This window comes from Thiothrix sp., from assembly GCF_028714775.1.
In the GTDB taxonomy this organism is placed as follows: Bacteria; Pseudomonadota; Gammaproteobacteria; order Thiotrichales; family Thiotrichaceae; genus Thiothrix.
In genome coordinates, this window is sequence record NZ_JAQTLS010000010.1 from 77679 (window position 1) to 92978 (window position 15300).

The following is a 15300-nucleotide window of genomic DNA, read 5'->3' on the forward strand; positions in this document are numbered from 1 at the left end:
TTCATGTGGAACAATCCTGACACCATCGCTGCCGTAGCCACGCCGCCGGGGCGCGGTGGGGTCGGGATTATCCGTATTTCCGGTAAGCGCGTTCCTGAGCTTGCTATTGCTATCCTCGGTTCTCTCCCCTCCCCGCGTAAAGCAGTCCACCGTTTATTCAAAGCTGCCGATGGCTCGTCACTGGATGACGGCATTGCGCTCTACTTCCCTACCCCCCATTCTTTTACCGGCGAAGATGTGCTGGAACTGCAAGGCCACGGCGGTACGGTTGTCCTCGATATGCTGCTCAAGCGTTGTGTGGAACTGGGTGCGCGGTTGGCTCGCCCCGGTGAGTTTTCCGAACGCGCATTCCTCAACGATAAACTGGATTTGGCACAGGCGGAAGCGATTGCCGACCTGATTGATTCGGGGTCGGAACAGGCGGCACGTTCGGCGCTGCGCTCCCTGCAAGGCGAGTTTTCCGCAGCGGTGAATGTGCTGCTGACGGGGCTGGTCGAATTGCGGGTGTATGTGGAGGCAGCGCTGGATTTCCCCGATGAGGAAATTGATTTCCTTGCCGATGTCGCGGTCACGAAGCGACTGGAAAGTATTAAGCAGCAATTGCGCACGATTTTCCTCAAAGCCCGCCAAGGCAGTTTACTGCGTGACGGGATGCATCTGGTGATCGTCGGCAGGCCCAATGCCGGTAAATCCAGTTTGCTGAATGCGCTCGCCGGGCAAGAAACCGCGATTGTCACCGACATTGCCGGAACCACCCGCGACGTGTTACGCGAACGCATCAACCTTGAGGGGATGCCGCTGCACATTGTCGATACTGCGGGTTTGCGTGACAGTGATGATCCGGTAGAAAAAATTGGGATTGAACGCGCTTGGGCGGAAATTGCCAAAGCTGACCTGATCCTTTTGCTGGTGGACGATACCCGCCCAGAAGCCCCCGAAAATGCTGAAATCCTCGCAAAGCTTCCCCCCAACCTGCCGCTGATTACCGTCCACAATAAAGTTGACCTCAGTGGTAAAGCCGTCGGCAAACAGGGTGGACACCTCTACATTTCCGCCAAACACGCGCAAGGCATTGAAGACTTGCGGGCGGAACTGAAAACCCGCATGGGTTATCAGGGCGAAGCCGAAGATACGTTCATTGCCCGCCGCCGCCATTTGCAAGCGTTGGAAGCAACCCAAGCGGCGGTCGACCGTGCCGAATTCCAGCTCCGCGAGTTCAACGCCGGGGAATTGATGGCTGAGGAATTGCGTATCGCGCAGGATACGCTGGGGCAGATTACTGGGCGGTTTACGCCGGATGACTTGTTGAGTGAGATATTCAGTTCGTTTTGTATCGGCAAGTAGACCTTCCCTGCACAAAATCTGCAAAATCTTTCTGCCATCTCTCCACATCGTCCCGCTAATCCCTGCACAAGCCTTGTGTAATATCCTTCCCTGACACTACTCACCGAGCTGCAAGCTGACCATGAAAAAAATAATCTGGTTAACATTACTGTCAGTGGTTGCAGCGGGTTTTATAGCCCAGAAAGACTCCTCGGGTTCCGGTCAGCGATATAAGCCCCGCTGGCTGGAATCCATAATCTTTATCCCTTTATCCACGGCAACCGCAATCTGGGCGGAAATCGCCGCAAGCCGGGGACAAAATGTTTTATAGTAATTCCATGAACAAACACATCCTTATCGCTGACGACGACCCGCACATCCGTGACGTGATCAGTTTCGCGCTGGAAAAGGCGGGGATGCAAACCACCTTGGCAGAAGACGGTCGCCAAGCATTGGACACTTTCCGCCGCCAATCGGCTGACCTGATCGTGCTCGACATCAATATGCCGGAACTCGATGGGTTGGAAGTGTGCCGCGAAATCCGTAAGTTTTCCGATGCGCCGATTTTGTTCCTGTCTTCGCGTGATGATGAAATTGACCGTATCCTCGGCCTTGAAATCGGTGGGGATGATTACGTCACCAAACCCTTCAGCCCGCGTGAATTGGTGGCTCGCATCAATGTCATCCTCAAGCGCACCCAAGCTGCCCCGAAAGCGGCGGAAACGCCCAGCAATGAATTACGCCACGGCAAAATTAGCATCCAACCGGAACAACACACCGCAAGTTGGAACGGGCGTGGTATCAGCCTGACCGCCACCGAATTTGCCATGTTGCAAATGTTTGCCCGCCAGCCGACCCGCGTGTTTAGCCGCGACAGCATCATGGGCAACGCCTACGACGGCAATGTGTACGTCAGTGACCGCACCATTGACAGCCACATCCGCCATATCCGCCAGAAATTCGCCGATGTAGGTTGCGAAAATGTGATCGAAACCGTGCACGGCGTTGGCTATAAACTTGCGTCATGTTAATCAACGCCCGCCTCCCCTTACCCCGCAAAAAGCTATTCCGGCTGCGCAGTATCCTGCTGGTCGTGATGCTGGCGGTGTTGGCGCTGCCCTTGGGTGGGGTGTATTTTTTCCGCATTTACGAAAATGGTTTGGTGCAGCAAACAGAGTTGGAACTGATTTCCCAGTCGGCTGCATTAGGGGCAACCTTCCGCCAGATGGTGCGTGACCAGCAACGTGCAAACGATTACGGTTATGTGCAGTTTGCCCCTTCGTTGACCGAGCCTTACGCACCCTATGCCCGCAACCCCAAACCCGCAGATACCTATTACGCCCCCATCACGCCCAAGGTGGATTTGATCGAACCGATTGCTTCGCCGCGCCCGGATGCCCGCCCCAGTACCCATGCCACTGACCCATTGGCGCACCAGATTGGCGAACGCATGGGGCGCATCATCCAAGACATGCAACAGGTAACGCTATCCGGTATCCGCCTGTTGGACATGAACGGCACGGTGATTGCCGGGCACGAAGAAATTGGCTTGTCGCTGGCACACATCCCGGAAGTGAAACAGGCATTGCATGGGCAATACGCCAGCGTGATCCGTCAGCGCATTTCCGACCAGCCCGCCCCGCCGCTGTATTCGATCAGCCGGGGAACCAATATCCGCGTATTTACCGCGTTTCCGGTGATTGAAAATGGGCGCTTGCAGGGGGTGATCTACCTATCGCGCACCCCAACTAATATTATCAAGCACCTGTACGAAGTGAAGGATGTGGTGTTTCTCGCCACCTTGAGTTTGCTGGCGTTGACGGTGTTGCTGGTGTTGTTTGTTTCTTCCACCATTTCGCGCCCGATCCGCGAATTGCTCCAGCAAACCGAACGTGTGCGTCAAGGGGAACAGCGTGAAATTGCCCCGTTGCAGCACCCTGTTACCCAAGAAGTGGCGCAATTGTCGGAAAGCTTTGCCGGAATGTCGCAAGCACTGGCGGAGCGCACAGACTACATCCGCCGTTTTGCCACGCACGTCTCGCACGAATTCAAGACCCCGCTGACCTCAATGCAGGGTGCGTTGGAATTGTTGCGCGAACACCTCGACACGATGCAGCCGGAACGCCGCGAGCATTTCATCGGTAATCTGTTAGCCGATACCCAGCGTCTCAAGCAACTGGTTAACCGCCTGTTGGAATTGGCGCGTGCTGATTCGCTTGAACCCAGCAAACAGACCAGCAACTTGCCAGAGACTTTCAAAGCACTGCAAAACCGTTACCAAGAACGCGGGCTGGAACTGTTGTTCACCTCCCCGCTACCGGATACCCGACTGGCGATTGCCCCGGATGCGCTGGAAGCGGTCATCACCAACCTGCTGGATAACAGCCTGCAACACGGTGCTAACCAGATGCAGGTTCAGGCCAGCTTGCGGGAAAACCACTTGCAACTGGGCCTGCATGATAATGGCGAAGGTATTTCCCCCGCCAACCGCGACAAGATATTTACCCCCTTTTTCACCACCAAACGCAGCAAAGGCGGGACCGGGCTAGGATTGGAAATCATTGTGTCCATCCTCAAAGCTTACGGTGGCAGCATCCGTGTGGGGGATACTGTACAGGGAGCGGAATTCATCCTCGATTTGCCTCCAGAAAAACCTTCAGGAAAAGCCGCGCAATGAACTACATCCGCCGTTTATTCAGCTTTTTCTGCCTGTTACTGGTACTGCTCCCGGCGCAACTGTATGCTTTTGCCCCGCCCGCCCAAATCAAAGTTGAAGCAGCCGAATGGGGTGATGCTTCCCCGGAAGATGTGCAGGCAGTGCTGAATTCTGTCATTGAAACCATTTCCCCCTACATTGCCACCCGCCATTTCGGTACGGTCATCGTGCGCCACAGCACGGATGTGCCACGTTCCCTCAATGAAAAAGGCGCAAACGGTGAATACATCGTGCAACTGGCGGTCAGCGGACGCCAGTGGGCACAATTTGCTTACCAGTTTTCCCACGAAATGTGCCATCTGATGAGCAATTACGATCTTGCACCCAATAACGTTTCCCACCAGCAGTGGTTCGAGGAGTCCCTGTGTGAAGCCTTCAGCTTGTTTTCGCTGGAGAAGATGGGCAAGCAGTGGGAAACCAACCCGCCTTACCCGAATTGGCAGGAGTACGCGCCGCATTTCAGCGAATACGAACGCGATAACCTGCAACAAGCCCACCGCAAATTGCCCGATGGTATGAAACTGTCCGACTGGTATCAGCAAAATAGCAGCCTGCTCAGCGTTGACCCTTATGCTCAAGACCGCCATTTGAACGAATTGCTCAGCAACCGGCTATTGGCGATTTTCGTTATCGCCCCAGACAAGTGGGCTGCGATCAACTACCTGAACCTTGGGGATGACAGCAGCGCGACCTCGCTGGACAAGCACTTGCAGGACTGGCAAGACAACGCCCCGCCAGATTTACGCGCCCCGGTAGAAAGCATTCGCCAATTGCTTTTAAAGCCGCAATGATAAACCGTTCTTCTGAAACGGGTTTTGTTGAGGATTAAAAAAGCCTATTATGATTAGCAATAACAAGATGAACTTTTCGGCATTAGCCTTATCAATAAGAATTAAGAAGAATGCGCATGAGGGGAATAAGCCATGAACAAGCCGCTATGGTTGCTAGGAGCACTAACTATTTTCATGATGGGATACTGGATACCAGAAGACCGTCATGTGCCTGTCGAGGGTGCAAAACCGTATGACTGGAACCCTGCCTCATTTTGGTATGTGGGCGGATTGAATGCGCAAAAAGGAATCAATATTTTCGCCAATAAAGGCACTCCAGTGGAAGCTACCACGGGTGGTTGGGTCATTTACCGCGAAAATGCCCCAGAAGGCGACAATTCCGTGTGGGTGTTGGGGGCAAAATGGCGTCTGCACCGTTATGCCAACCTTGATCACGTCGAAGTAAAACCGGCTGCTTGGGTCAAAACCGGCGAGCGGATCGGCACTATCGGTACGCCAGTGAGTGCCACTGCCAAACCGCGCCCAGCCAACCTGTACTACTCCATCCGCAGCTTGACACCGCAGGTTTCCGAATGGGAACCGGATAAACCGTTTGGGCTGGATCGGGTGTTTTACGTCAACCCGCACGAGTTCCTCACCGCTTACCAAGCCACTGACGAAACCGGCAAACCCTTGGAACAGGTCGTAAACTAATCGGCCTGATCCCGTCAGGCGGGGTGTAAATCAGGTATACTGTGGCTTTGCAACCTGCCAGCATTGCCACATGACTAACAGTAACCCTGCCAGCAAACCCTTGGTGCTCGTTGACGGCTCTTCCTACCTGTTCCGCGCTTTCCACGCGCTGCCGCCGCTGACCAATTCGCACGGCGAACCTACGGGTGCGATGCATGGCGTACTCAATATGCTCGACAAGCTGCGCAAGGATTACGCCCCCGAACACATGGCGGTGATTTTCGATGCCCCCGGCAAAACCTTCCGCGATGTTATGTACCCGCAGTACAAGGCGCACCGCCCACCGATGCCGGACGATTTACGCTGCCAGATTGAGCCGCTGCTGGACATCATCCGGGCGCAAGGCTACCCGCTGCTGATCATCCCCGACGTGGAAGCCGACGATGTGATTGGCACACTGGCGCAGGAATACGCAGGCAAGGTTATCATTTCCACCGGCGATAAGGACATGGCGCAATTGGTAGACGAGCGTGTGCATCTGATCAACACCATGAGTGGCCTCTATTCCGACCCCTCAGGTGTGGTGGAAAAGTTTGGTGTGCCGCCGGAACGCATCCGCGATTACCTCGCCCTGATCGGCGACACGGTGGATAACGTCCCCGGCGTCAACAAAGTCGGCCCCAAAACGGCAGTCAAATGGCTGGAAGAATACGGTTCGCTGGAAAATATCATGGCGCACGCTGCCGAGTTCAAAGGCAAGATCGGCGAAAACCTGCGCGAAGCACTCGCACACCTGCCGCTGTCGTATGAACTGGTGACAATCAAATGCGATGTGAAATTGGACTTGCAGCCGGAAACGCTGGCGTTCAATCCGCAGGATGTGGACAGGTTGCGGGAGTTGTACGAGCGGTATGAATTTCGGACGCGGTTGGCGGCACTGGGGAGGGAAACCCCTCCCACCCTCCCCTTATCAGGGGAGGAGCAAGAAGGTGGCACATCCAGTTCTCCCCCTGATAAGGGGGAGTTAGAGGGGGTTTCTTCCACCGAGGGCGTTTCCTACCAAAGCATTGTTACTCAAGCCGACCTCGACGCTTGGTTACAACGCCTGCAAACCGCCACCGAATTCGCCTTCGACACCGAAACTACCAGCCTCAATTATATGGAGGCCGAAATCGTCGGTGTATCGTTCGCCATCCAGCCCGGTGAAGCCGCTTACCTACCGCTTGCCCACGACTACCTCGGCGCACCGCCGCAGCTTGACCGCGACGCCACACTTGCCCAACTTAAACCGCTGTTGGAAAATCCGGCCTTACGCAAAATTGGGCAAAACCTCAAATACGACCGTAGCGTGTTGCTCAACCACGGCATTGAATTGCGCGGCATCGCCCACGACACCATGCTTGAATCCTACGTATTGGATTCCACCGCCAGCCGCCACGACATGGATACGCTGTGTGAAAAGTACTTAGGCCACACTAATATCAGTTTTACCGACATTGCGGGTAAGGGTAAAAAACAGCTTACTTTCAACCAGATTGCCTTGGAACAGGCCACGCCTTACGCTGCCGAAGATGCTGACATGACTTTGCAATTGCACCGCCATTTCTGGCCGCAACTACAAGCGCTTGACGGGCAACGCAAGTTGTACGAGGAAGTGGAAGTGCCGTTGGTGAGCGTGCTTTCCACCATTGAGCGTAACGGCGTGAAAGTCGATGCGGCGATGCTGGCAAAGCAAAGTAAGGAGTTGGAGGCACGGATGCAAACCGTGGTGGCGCAAGCCTACGAGTCCGCCGGACAGGAATTCAATCTGGCGTCGCCCAAGCAACTGGGGGAAATCCTCTATACCAAACTCGGTCTGATTGCGCCGCGCAAAACGCCCAAGGGGCAGCCCTCCACCGCCGAGGATGTGCTGGAAGAGCTGGCAGCGCAAGGCCATGAATTGCCCACCCTGATCCTCCAACATCGCGGGCTGGCAAAACTTAAATCCACTTACACCGACAAGTTGCCGGAACAAATCAACCCGCGCACTGGGCGCGTGCATACTTCTTACCACCAAGCCGTGGCTTCCACCGGGCGCTTATCTTCTACAGACCCAAACCTGCAAAACATTCCGGTGCGTACTGAAGAAGGCCGCCGTATCCGCCAAGCTTTCATTGCCGAAAAGGGCTGTCAATTGCTGGCGGCGGACTATTCCCAGATCGAATTGCGTATCATGGCGCACCTTTCTGGCGACCCCGGTTTGCTGGATGCCTTTGCCAATGGTTTGGATGTACATCGGGCGACGGCGGCGGAAGTGTTCGGCGCACCACTGGCGGACGTTACCCATGAACAGCGCCGCGCTGCCAAAGCCATCAACTTCGGGCTGATTTACGGCATGTCGGCATTTGGGCTTGCCAAACAATTGGGCGTAGACCGGCGCGATGCGCAAGATTACGTTAACCTGTATTTCGCCCGTTACCCCGGCGTGAAAACCTACATGGACAATACCCGTGAACAAGCGCGTGCCCAAGGTTACGTCGAAACCTTGTTCGGTCGCCGCCTGTTCCTGCCCGACATTAATGCCCGCAATGCCGCCACCCGCCAGTATGCCGAACGCACTGCCATCAATGCCCCGATGCAAGGCACGGCTGCGGACATCATCAAAAAGGCCATGATTGCGGTGGATGGGTGGTTACGGACTAGCGGTTTGCACACCAAAATGATCATGCAGGTGCACGACGAACTAGTGTTTGAAGTGCCGGAAAATGAACTGGATACCGTGCGGACAAATGTCACCGCGTTGATGACAAATGCTGTAACACTTGCTGTGCCTTTGGTGGTGGACACGGGAGTGGGCGATAACTGGGACGAGGCTCACTGACGCCTATGTGAAAACCCCATGCCTGATATGAATATTGACACTACCCTGCCATTTATCATTTCATAGCAATACCCGATAAGTTTACTAAGTAATTTGAGGAGAGACTCAATGAGCATTGAAATACCCGGTCGCGATGGCGATGGCTACCTGCTGAACATGAACGATTGGACGCCGGAAATCGGTAAAGCGATGGCAGAACTCGATGGCGTCGACATGACCGACGAGAAGTGGGAGCAAATACTCAAAGCCCGCGAATATTTTGAAGACCAAGCGACGGTTCCACCGATCCGCAAATTTTCCAAATACATCGACATGGATCAAAAGTTGCTGTTTAGCATGTGGAAAACCGGCCCGATGAAGCCCATCACTAAATACGGTGGTCTGCCAAAACCGACTGGCTGCGTTTAAGCCTTGTTTCCCTGCCTTGCCTGCGTTGCGGGTGAGGCAAGTGGAACTTCTGCCCATTTCGACAGCATAGCCGCCAGCCCGGCGGGGTCGATGGGTTTGGTCAGGTAATCGTTCATCCCCGCAGCAAGGCATTTGTCCCGTTCCGTGGAAATGGCATGGGCGGTCATGGCAACAATGGGTAAATGATGCCAGCCGTGCCGTTGGCGGATTAGCTTGACGGCCTCATAGCCATCCATTTCTGGCATTTGAATATCCATGAAAATCAGGTGGAACGTGGCTTTTTCCAGTGCTTCAAGCGCTTCGATGCCGTTATTCGCCACCGTGACCGTCACTCCTAATTTTTTCAACAATTCACTCGCCACCATTTGGTTCAGGACATCATCTTCCACCAGCAACACCTGAGCAGCGGTGAATGATCCCGCTGCTGCCGTTGATGCGGTGTTGGCAGGCATGTTATCCGTGCAAGTTGTGAAAACGGCGGTGAAAGTGAAGGTGCTGCCCCGCCCTGCTTGGCTTTCCAGTTGGATGTCACCGCCCATCAGACGTGCCAGCGATTGGCTGATCACCAGCCCCAAACCGCTACCACCGTGGCGTCTGGAAAAGGAACTGTCCGCTTGCGAAAACGGTTGGAACAGTTTTGCCTGTTGTGTGGCGCTGATACCAATGCCGGTGTCTGCCACCCTGAATTGCAGCCGGGATTTACCATCCATTTGCGCTAACTGTTCGATACCAATACGGATGTCGCCCGTTTGGGTGAACTTGATGGCATTACTCACCAGATTCAGCAAAATCTGGGCAAGACGCTGCGGGTCGCCCACCAAACAGGCAGGAACATCCTCTGCCACTTGAATGTGAAAGCTCAAGCCTTTTTGCCGCGCCTGCTCTTCAAACAGGTAGGTCATTTGCTGCAACACATTACTGAGCCGAAAGGCGGAGGCATTCAAGGTGAGCTTGCCCGCTTCGATTTTCGCGACATCCAAAATACCGTCAATAATGCCCAGCAGCAGCTTGGAGGATGACTGCATTTTGTTTAAATAGTCGGCTTGCTGTTCGTTGAGGCTAGTTTGCTGCATCAGATAACCCAAGCCGATCATGGCATTCATGGGCGTGCGGATTTCATGGCTCATGTTCGCCAGAAATTCGCTTTTGGCCTGATTAGCCCTGATCGCTTCGTCCTTGGCTTGCTGAAGCGCGGTATTCAAACGGGTCAGTTTACGGTTCCAGTAAACGCTTCCCAAGAAGAGGAGGCTTGCCGCGATAGCGAGCTTCCAGATCAGGGAATAGTCCATCGTTTCGACAACGTTGACGGAACTCCAGTTGTGCTTGATGGCATTGTGATCAGCTTGGCTCAGTGAATCGACGGCTTTTTGCATGATGCCGAGCAGTTGCGGGGAATCTTTGCGCACCGCAATGGAAATGGGGTAGGTGTAATCGAGTTTGCCGATAATTTTCAGGTTGTACATGCCCTGCTGGATGATTTGCAGCGCGTGTTCCAGTGAGGCAACACCTGCGTAGGCATCGCCCTTTTCGACTATCCTGAATAGATCGTCCGGGGTTTCGGCGTTGATAAATGCGGTCGTTGGGTAAGCCTGCCGCAGCACGGTTCCGATTGCGCCGTTGCTGGGTACAACGATTTTTTTGTCGGCAATATCCGCAATCGACTGGATGAAGGGCTGGTCAGGCTTGGCGAGCAGGACATGCGATGTCTGGTAATAAGGCGTCGTAAAAGCCAGAAAGGTTTCGCGCTCAGGGGTTTTGACCGCGCCTGAGACGAAATCACATTTCCGCTCACGGGCAAACTCCAGTGCTTCGCCCCAACTGCCGCTCACCACCGGCTGCAAAGGAATATTCAGCCGCTTGGGCAGGAGTTGCAGGTAATCGGCAAAAATGCCCTTGTGTTGACCATCCTCCAAGAAATCATAGGGTTTCCACACCGGGCTGAAGCAATAGCGCAGGGGAGCGCCGTTGCGTTGTGCGAGCCACGTTGTTTCCGCTTCGGTCAGGGCAACGCCTGCGGTGTTCGGGGTTTGCTCCGCAGCCGTGATATTCGCTGCCGAAAGAATCGACAGGCTGAGAAACAGAATGAAGAGAAAGGATTTCATCGGATTTCAGCGAGATAGTGGGCATATTGCTGGTAGAGTTTGGCAATATCAGTATCCTGAGAGTCCAGCTCCAAAGCATTACATTGCGCACTGGCAAGATGAAAAACATCAAACTTACGTTTTTCAAAATTGCGCGGTTGTTTCAGCGTTTTTGCGTTGTTCACGTCAAAACGGAAGAGATTGGCGGCCAATTCGGATACGTCACGGCTAATATCGAATTCTTCAAAATCCGCTAAAATTTGTTGAAGCTGTTGGTAGCGTTCATTTTCATCCCAAGCAATGCCGCGCAGCACTTCGTAACGAATGAGTGGCGTAATGGCTAAGGCAACCGTTGCATCACTCAATAAGGCATTGAGCTTTTGTTTAGCTTCAGTGCGTTGTTCATCAGAAGTTGTTCCACCTGCATCCAGCGCTGCAATGAGTAAGTTGGTATCCAACAATACACGTCGTGTCATCCTTACGCCCTCTATTATTGGTTGATGAGCGAAAGCAGACGTTGCTTGGCTGTTTGTTGTTGTTCTGCTGACATGCGTTCGAGCTTCATCTGGTTGAGGTCAATGCCGAAAGCATCTTTCAGCACATCCACCATTGCGGCTTTGTTGGGGGCTTTGATTAAATGGGTACGCACCACGCCCTGATCGTCTCGCTCCAGCCGGTAGGCTTCGCCCTCCTCAAGCTGGGAAAGCACGATGGAGGAATGGGTCGTGATGTAAAACGTGGTGTTGGGGAACAGGCGTTTGAGTAATGGGATAATATGCGCCTGCCATGACAGGTGCAGGTGGCTCTCAATCTCGTCGATCAACACGATGCCTTTCACGTTTTGTAGCTGGGTTTCGTTGGTGAAATAGCCATAGCCGGACACAATCGCTTGGATCATTTTTAGGATTGATGCAAAGCCTGTACTGAGGTGAGAGAGTTCTCGTTTCTGCCCGTCAATTTTTAGACTAACACGATCATCCCCGCTTATTTCCATGAATTCTGCATCAATTGTACTATCAATTTCATGTAATAGTTTTAGGACGGTTTCAATCTCAATTTCACGATTATCTTCTTGCTTTTGATATGGATTTGATGATTGTGCAATCGAAACAAACCACTCTTCAACGCTAGAATCCATCACAGTGCTAGAAAAGCTCACCTTCATGCCTTGATATAAGCGTTTCAGATAATTGGTGCGTCTTTTCTCAAAAGAGCCAATAGATTTTATAAGTTTAGCGTAATGCTGAATAAATCCTCGGTTTTGTGACACAAGAAAAACAATAGGTAGCTCATGTTGTTGGCCTAATCCTGTAAGCATCCGACTAGGAATAAAATCTATAATAGACATTGGTCTACTTTGTAACAGTAAGTTAGAAACCTTAACTTCGTTACTGACTAAAATCTCTTGACTAGAGTTCAAGCCTAATTTTCTTACAAAACTTTGAGTAAAAAATAGTAGTTGAAATAATGATTCCAATGTCTTGGTCTTGCCCACGCCATTCACGCCGATCAACGTGTAGACGCGCTGGTCGGGCTGTAGCTCCAACGCTACCGTGCCGACCCCCTTTACGCCTGTGAATGTGATATTTGTTCCAAGCATGAGAAAAACCTGTTACTTCCGATACTTGAATAGTAGCGCATCCCTCACACTAATATCACCACCAGTTCTTTAGGCCCATGCACGCCATACGCCAGCGTCTGTTCAATATCCGCCGACTTCGACGGGCCGGACACCAGCAGCGCATTGGTTGGCATCCCCGTTTCCACCCAGCCTTCGGCCTGCATTGCTTCGGCAAAGGTGGTGTAAAGCTTGTCGGTTTCCAGTAATGCGATATGTATCGGCGGAACCAGCGACATCGTGCGTGGCTCGTGTGCGTCAGGCCACAGGATCAGCGTGCCAGTTTCGGCAATGCCGCCGCGCGTACCTGTAAATGCCGCATCAATGCCGTAAAACAGTTCGGATTTCCAAGTTTCAATCGGTTGCTGGTAGGTTTTGAGCGCGGGAAAGCGTTGCGCTTGGGCATGTATCGCGCTGCCCCACTCTGTTTCGGCGGCAACCAGCAGGTTGTTCAGCCCCTTGGCCTTACAAATTTCTGCCAGCACATCCAGCCAGTCGGTGCGGCTGGCGTGATGGATTTCAGCGCGTACCGCTTCCATGCGTTCGGTAAAACGGCGCACACGTTCGGCAGTATCCCAATCGTCTTTTTCTTGCTCCCTTCCCTGATAAGGGGAGGGCTGGGGAGGGGTTTCTTGAATACTAGATTGGCACAAGCGGCTAAGAATATTAGTACGGGCATTACTCATGGTCGACTCCCATGGCTTTCAGGCGTTCGTGCAAGGTTTGTTCGGCAAGTTGCGGGGCGCTGCGCACGTTCGTCCACGCGCCCATATTGCTGGGAAAGAGGCCATGCAAGCGCGTGGCGGTTTTTGCGCCGAAATTGTAAATGGCAGGGTGGCTGGCAGCCCATGCCCAACTTTTCCACGCAGCCGCTTCGCCCGTTTTGCGCCGCGAACCCGTGCCGACCGTGGTGCTGGCATCCTTACGCACGCCGTCGTAACGCAGGCGGTTGATCAGGGTCGGAATCGGGATGCGCACCGGGCAGACTTCGCCGCACGCGCCGCACAGAGTCGAGGCTTGGGTGAGTTCGCCGTGTACGTCCAGCCCGGCTTTTTGCGGTTCCAGAATGATGCCGATGGGGCCGGGGTAGACCGTGCCGTAGCTGTGCCCGCCGATGCGGGTGTAGACCGGGCAGTGGTTCATGCATGCGCCGCAGCGGATGCAGCGCAGGGTGGCCAGCAGTTCCGGGTCGCTGTAAATGTTGGAACGCCCGTTGTCGAGCAGCACCAGATGAACTTCTTCGGGGCCGTCCTTTTCGCCGGGTTTGCGTGGGCTGCTGATCATGTTGAAGTAAGTGGTGATCGGTTGCCCGGTGGCGGAACGGGTCAGAATGCTGAGCAAGGGCGGTACATCGCTGAGTTTTTCCACCACTTTTTCGATGCCGGTGACAGCGATGTGGACTTTGGGAACGGTGGTGGACATGCGCCCGTTGCCTTCGTTTTCCACCAGACACAGTGTGCCGGTTTCAGCCACGGCGAAATTGACCCCGGAAATGCCCACCGGCGCGGCGTAGAACTTGTCACGCAGGATGCGCCGTGCTGCTTGGGTGAGCTCGTCGATGTTTTCGGTGTAGGGGATGTCGGGGAATTTTTCGTTGAACAGTTTCGCCACGTCCTGACGGCTTTTGTGGATCGCGGGGGCAACGATGTGCGAAGGCGGTTCTTGCGCCAACTGGATGATGAATTCGCCGAGGTCAGATTCGAGGCAATCAATGCCGTGGCCTTCGAGGAAGTGGTTCATGCCCATTTCTTCCGACACCATCGACTTGCCCTTGATCAGGGATTTGGCGTTGTGCTGTTGCAGGATGGCAAGCACGATGTGGTTGGCTTCATCCGGCGTTTCGGCCCAGTGGACGTGGATGCCGTTGCGGGTCAGGTTGGTTTCAAGCTGTTCCAGCAATTCGGGCAGTTTGCTCAAGGCATTGGCGCGGATCGCCATGCTTTGGGTGCGCAAACGTTCGAGTTCAGCCTTGTCGGGAAACTGGTCGAGGCGGCGTGACATCAGGCCATCCATCGCCTTGCGGAAGTTGGCGCGGACGTTGGGTTTGGCGAGGTTGAGGGTGACGTTGTGACGGAATTCGGTGGTCATGCTACACCTCCGGTACGTTCCCACAAAAATTCGGCAATATGTTGGTGTGGAATCGCGTCGCCCTGTTTTTCCATTGCCCCACCAATGTTCATCAGGCAACCCGCATCCTGCCCAACTAGCCGGTCGGCTTGGGTAGCGCGGATGGTTTCAACCTTTTCTAACACTATTGAGGCGGAAATTTCCGGCTGCTTGACCGCAAACGTACCGCCGAAACCGCAGCATTCGGCCTTACGGATTTGCTCGACCCGTTTCACATTGCTCAGCTGCCCTAACAGCGATTCGATCTTGTCCGCCACACCCATTTCGCGGCGGGAGGAGCAAGAGGTGTGTACCGCGACTTTCACGGGTTCACCCAAATCCTTGAGTTCAATCTGCAACACATCGACCAGAAATTCGGTAAGTTCGTACACGCGCCCCGCCACATCCAGAGCTTGCGCTTCGTCAGGCTGATTAGCGAAGAGTTCCGGGTAATGCACTTTCATCATTCCCGCACACGAGCCGGAAGGAATGACGACGGGAATCGGTTTGGGGAATAGTGCGATTTGCGCACGGGCAACGGTTCGCGCTTCGTCGCGGTAGCCTGAGTTCCACGCGGGTTGTCCGCAACAGGTTTGCGCTTGTGGGAAAATCACGTTCACCCCTTCGCGCTGGATGAGTTGCATCGCCGATACGCCCGCTTGCGGGTACATCAGATCAATCAGGCAAGTGCCGAAAAAGTAAATCGTATCGGGTCGTGTAGCCAT

Annotated in this window: 13 protein-coding genes; 7 read left to right on the plus strand and 6 right to left on the minus strand. The window is 53.9% G+C overall.

Features of this window, described 5'->3' with window-relative positions:
• Nucleotides 1–3: 3 nt before the first annotated feature.
• The 7 genes from mnmE to PHE17_RS11120 all read left to right on the plus strand — a co-directional run bounded on the left by mnmE (nucleotide 4) and on the right by PHE17_RS11120 (nucleotide 8770).
• Nucleotides 4–1344, plus strand: a complete 1341-nt coding sequence (gene mnmE / locus PHE17_RS11090) for a tRNA uridine-5-carboxymethylaminomethyl(34) synthesis GTPase MnmE (RefSeq protein WP_301015914.1) — start codon at nucleotides 4–6, stop codon at nucleotides 1342–1344.
• A gap of 299 nt (nucleotides 1345–1643) precedes the next feature.
• Nucleotides 1644–2354, plus strand: coding sequence for a response regulator transcription factor (locus tag PHE17_RS11095; protein ID WP_301015915.1), 711 nt, complete (start codon nucleotides 1644–1646; stop codon nucleotides 2352–2354).
• On the plus strand, nucleotides 2348–4000 hold the full coding sequence (locus PHE17_RS11100) for a HAMP domain-containing sensor histidine kinase (RefSeq protein WP_301015916.1): 1653 nt from the start codon (nucleotides 2348–2350) through the stop codon (nucleotides 3998–4000). Before PHE17_RS11095 ends, PHE17_RS11100 begins: the two co-directional genes overlap by 7 nt.
• Nucleotides 3997–4830 carry a hypothetical protein gene (locus PHE17_RS11105; RefSeq protein ID WP_301015917.1) on the plus strand — a complete coding sequence of 278 codons (834 nt, stop codon included), beginning with the start codon at nucleotides 3997–3999 and terminating at the stop codon, nucleotides 4828–4830. Before PHE17_RS11100 ends, PHE17_RS11105 begins: the two co-directional genes overlap by 4 nt.
• A 132-nt stretch (nucleotides 4831–4962) precedes the next feature.
• Nucleotides 4963–5523: a M23 family metallopeptidase gene (locus PHE17_RS11110; protein ID WP_301015918.1), complete on the plus strand. Its 561-nt coding sequence runs from the start codon at nucleotides 4963–4965 to the stop codon at nucleotides 5521–5523.
• 70 nt (nucleotides 5524–5593) lie between these two features.
• The gene (polA, locus tag PHE17_RS11115; RefSeq protein WP_301015919.1) at nucleotides 5594–8362 is read left to right on the plus strand and encodes a DNA polymerase I; all 2769 of its coding nucleotides are present in this window, start codon (nucleotides 5594–5596) and stop codon (nucleotides 8360–8362) included.
• Nucleotides 8363–8470: 108 nt separating this feature from the next.
• On the plus strand, nucleotides 8471–8770 hold the full coding sequence (locus PHE17_RS11120) for a TusE/DsrC/DsvC family sulfur relay protein (protein WP_301015920.1): 300 nt from the start codon (nucleotides 8471–8473) through the stop codon (nucleotides 8768–8770).
• On the opposite strand, the gene PHE17_RS11125 is transcribed toward PHE17_RS11120, so the two are convergent.
• The 6 genes from PHE17_RS11125 to PHE17_RS11150 are packed head-to-tail and all read right to left on the minus strand — an operon-like array spanning nucleotide 8767 to nucleotide 15300.
• Nucleotides 8767–10872, minus strand: a complete 2106-nt coding sequence (locus PHE17_RS11125; protein ID WP_301015921.1) for a transporter substrate-binding domain-containing protein — start codon at nucleotides 10870–10872, stop codon at nucleotides 8767–8769. The two genes, PHE17_RS11120 and PHE17_RS11125, sit on opposite strands and share 4 nt — an antisense overlap.
• Nucleotides 10869–11327, minus strand: a complete 459-nt coding sequence (locus PHE17_RS11130) for a PIN domain-containing protein (RefSeq protein ID WP_301015922.1) — start codon at nucleotides 11325–11327, stop codon at nucleotides 10869–10871. Before PHE17_RS11130 ends, PHE17_RS11125 begins: the two co-directional genes overlap by 4 nt.
• 14 nt (nucleotides 11328–11341) lie before the next feature.
• Nucleotides 11342–12451 carry an AAA family ATPase gene (locus PHE17_RS11135; protein WP_301015923.1) on the minus strand — a complete coding sequence of 370 codons (1110 nt, stop codon included), beginning with the start codon at nucleotides 12449–12451 and terminating at the stop codon, nucleotides 11342–11344.
• Between the two features lie 44 nt (nucleotides 12452–12495).
• Entirely contained in the window at nucleotides 12496–13155 is a 660-nt protein-coding gene (locus tag PHE17_RS11140; RefSeq protein WP_301015924.1) for a lactate utilization protein, read from the minus strand.
• A complete protein-coding gene (locus PHE17_RS11145; RefSeq protein ID WP_301015925.1) occupies nucleotides 13148–14557 on the minus strand; it encodes a LutB/LldF family L-lactate oxidation iron-sulfur protein in 1410 nt (469 codons plus the stop codon). Before PHE17_RS11145 ends, PHE17_RS11140 begins: the two co-directional genes overlap by 8 nt.
• The gene (locus PHE17_RS11150) at nucleotides 14554–15300 is read right to left on the minus strand and encodes a (Fe-S)-binding protein (RefSeq protein WP_301015926.1); all 747 of its coding nucleotides are present in this window, start codon (nucleotides 15298–15300) and stop codon (nucleotides 14554–14556) included. Before PHE17_RS11150 ends, PHE17_RS11145 begins: the two co-directional genes overlap by 4 nt.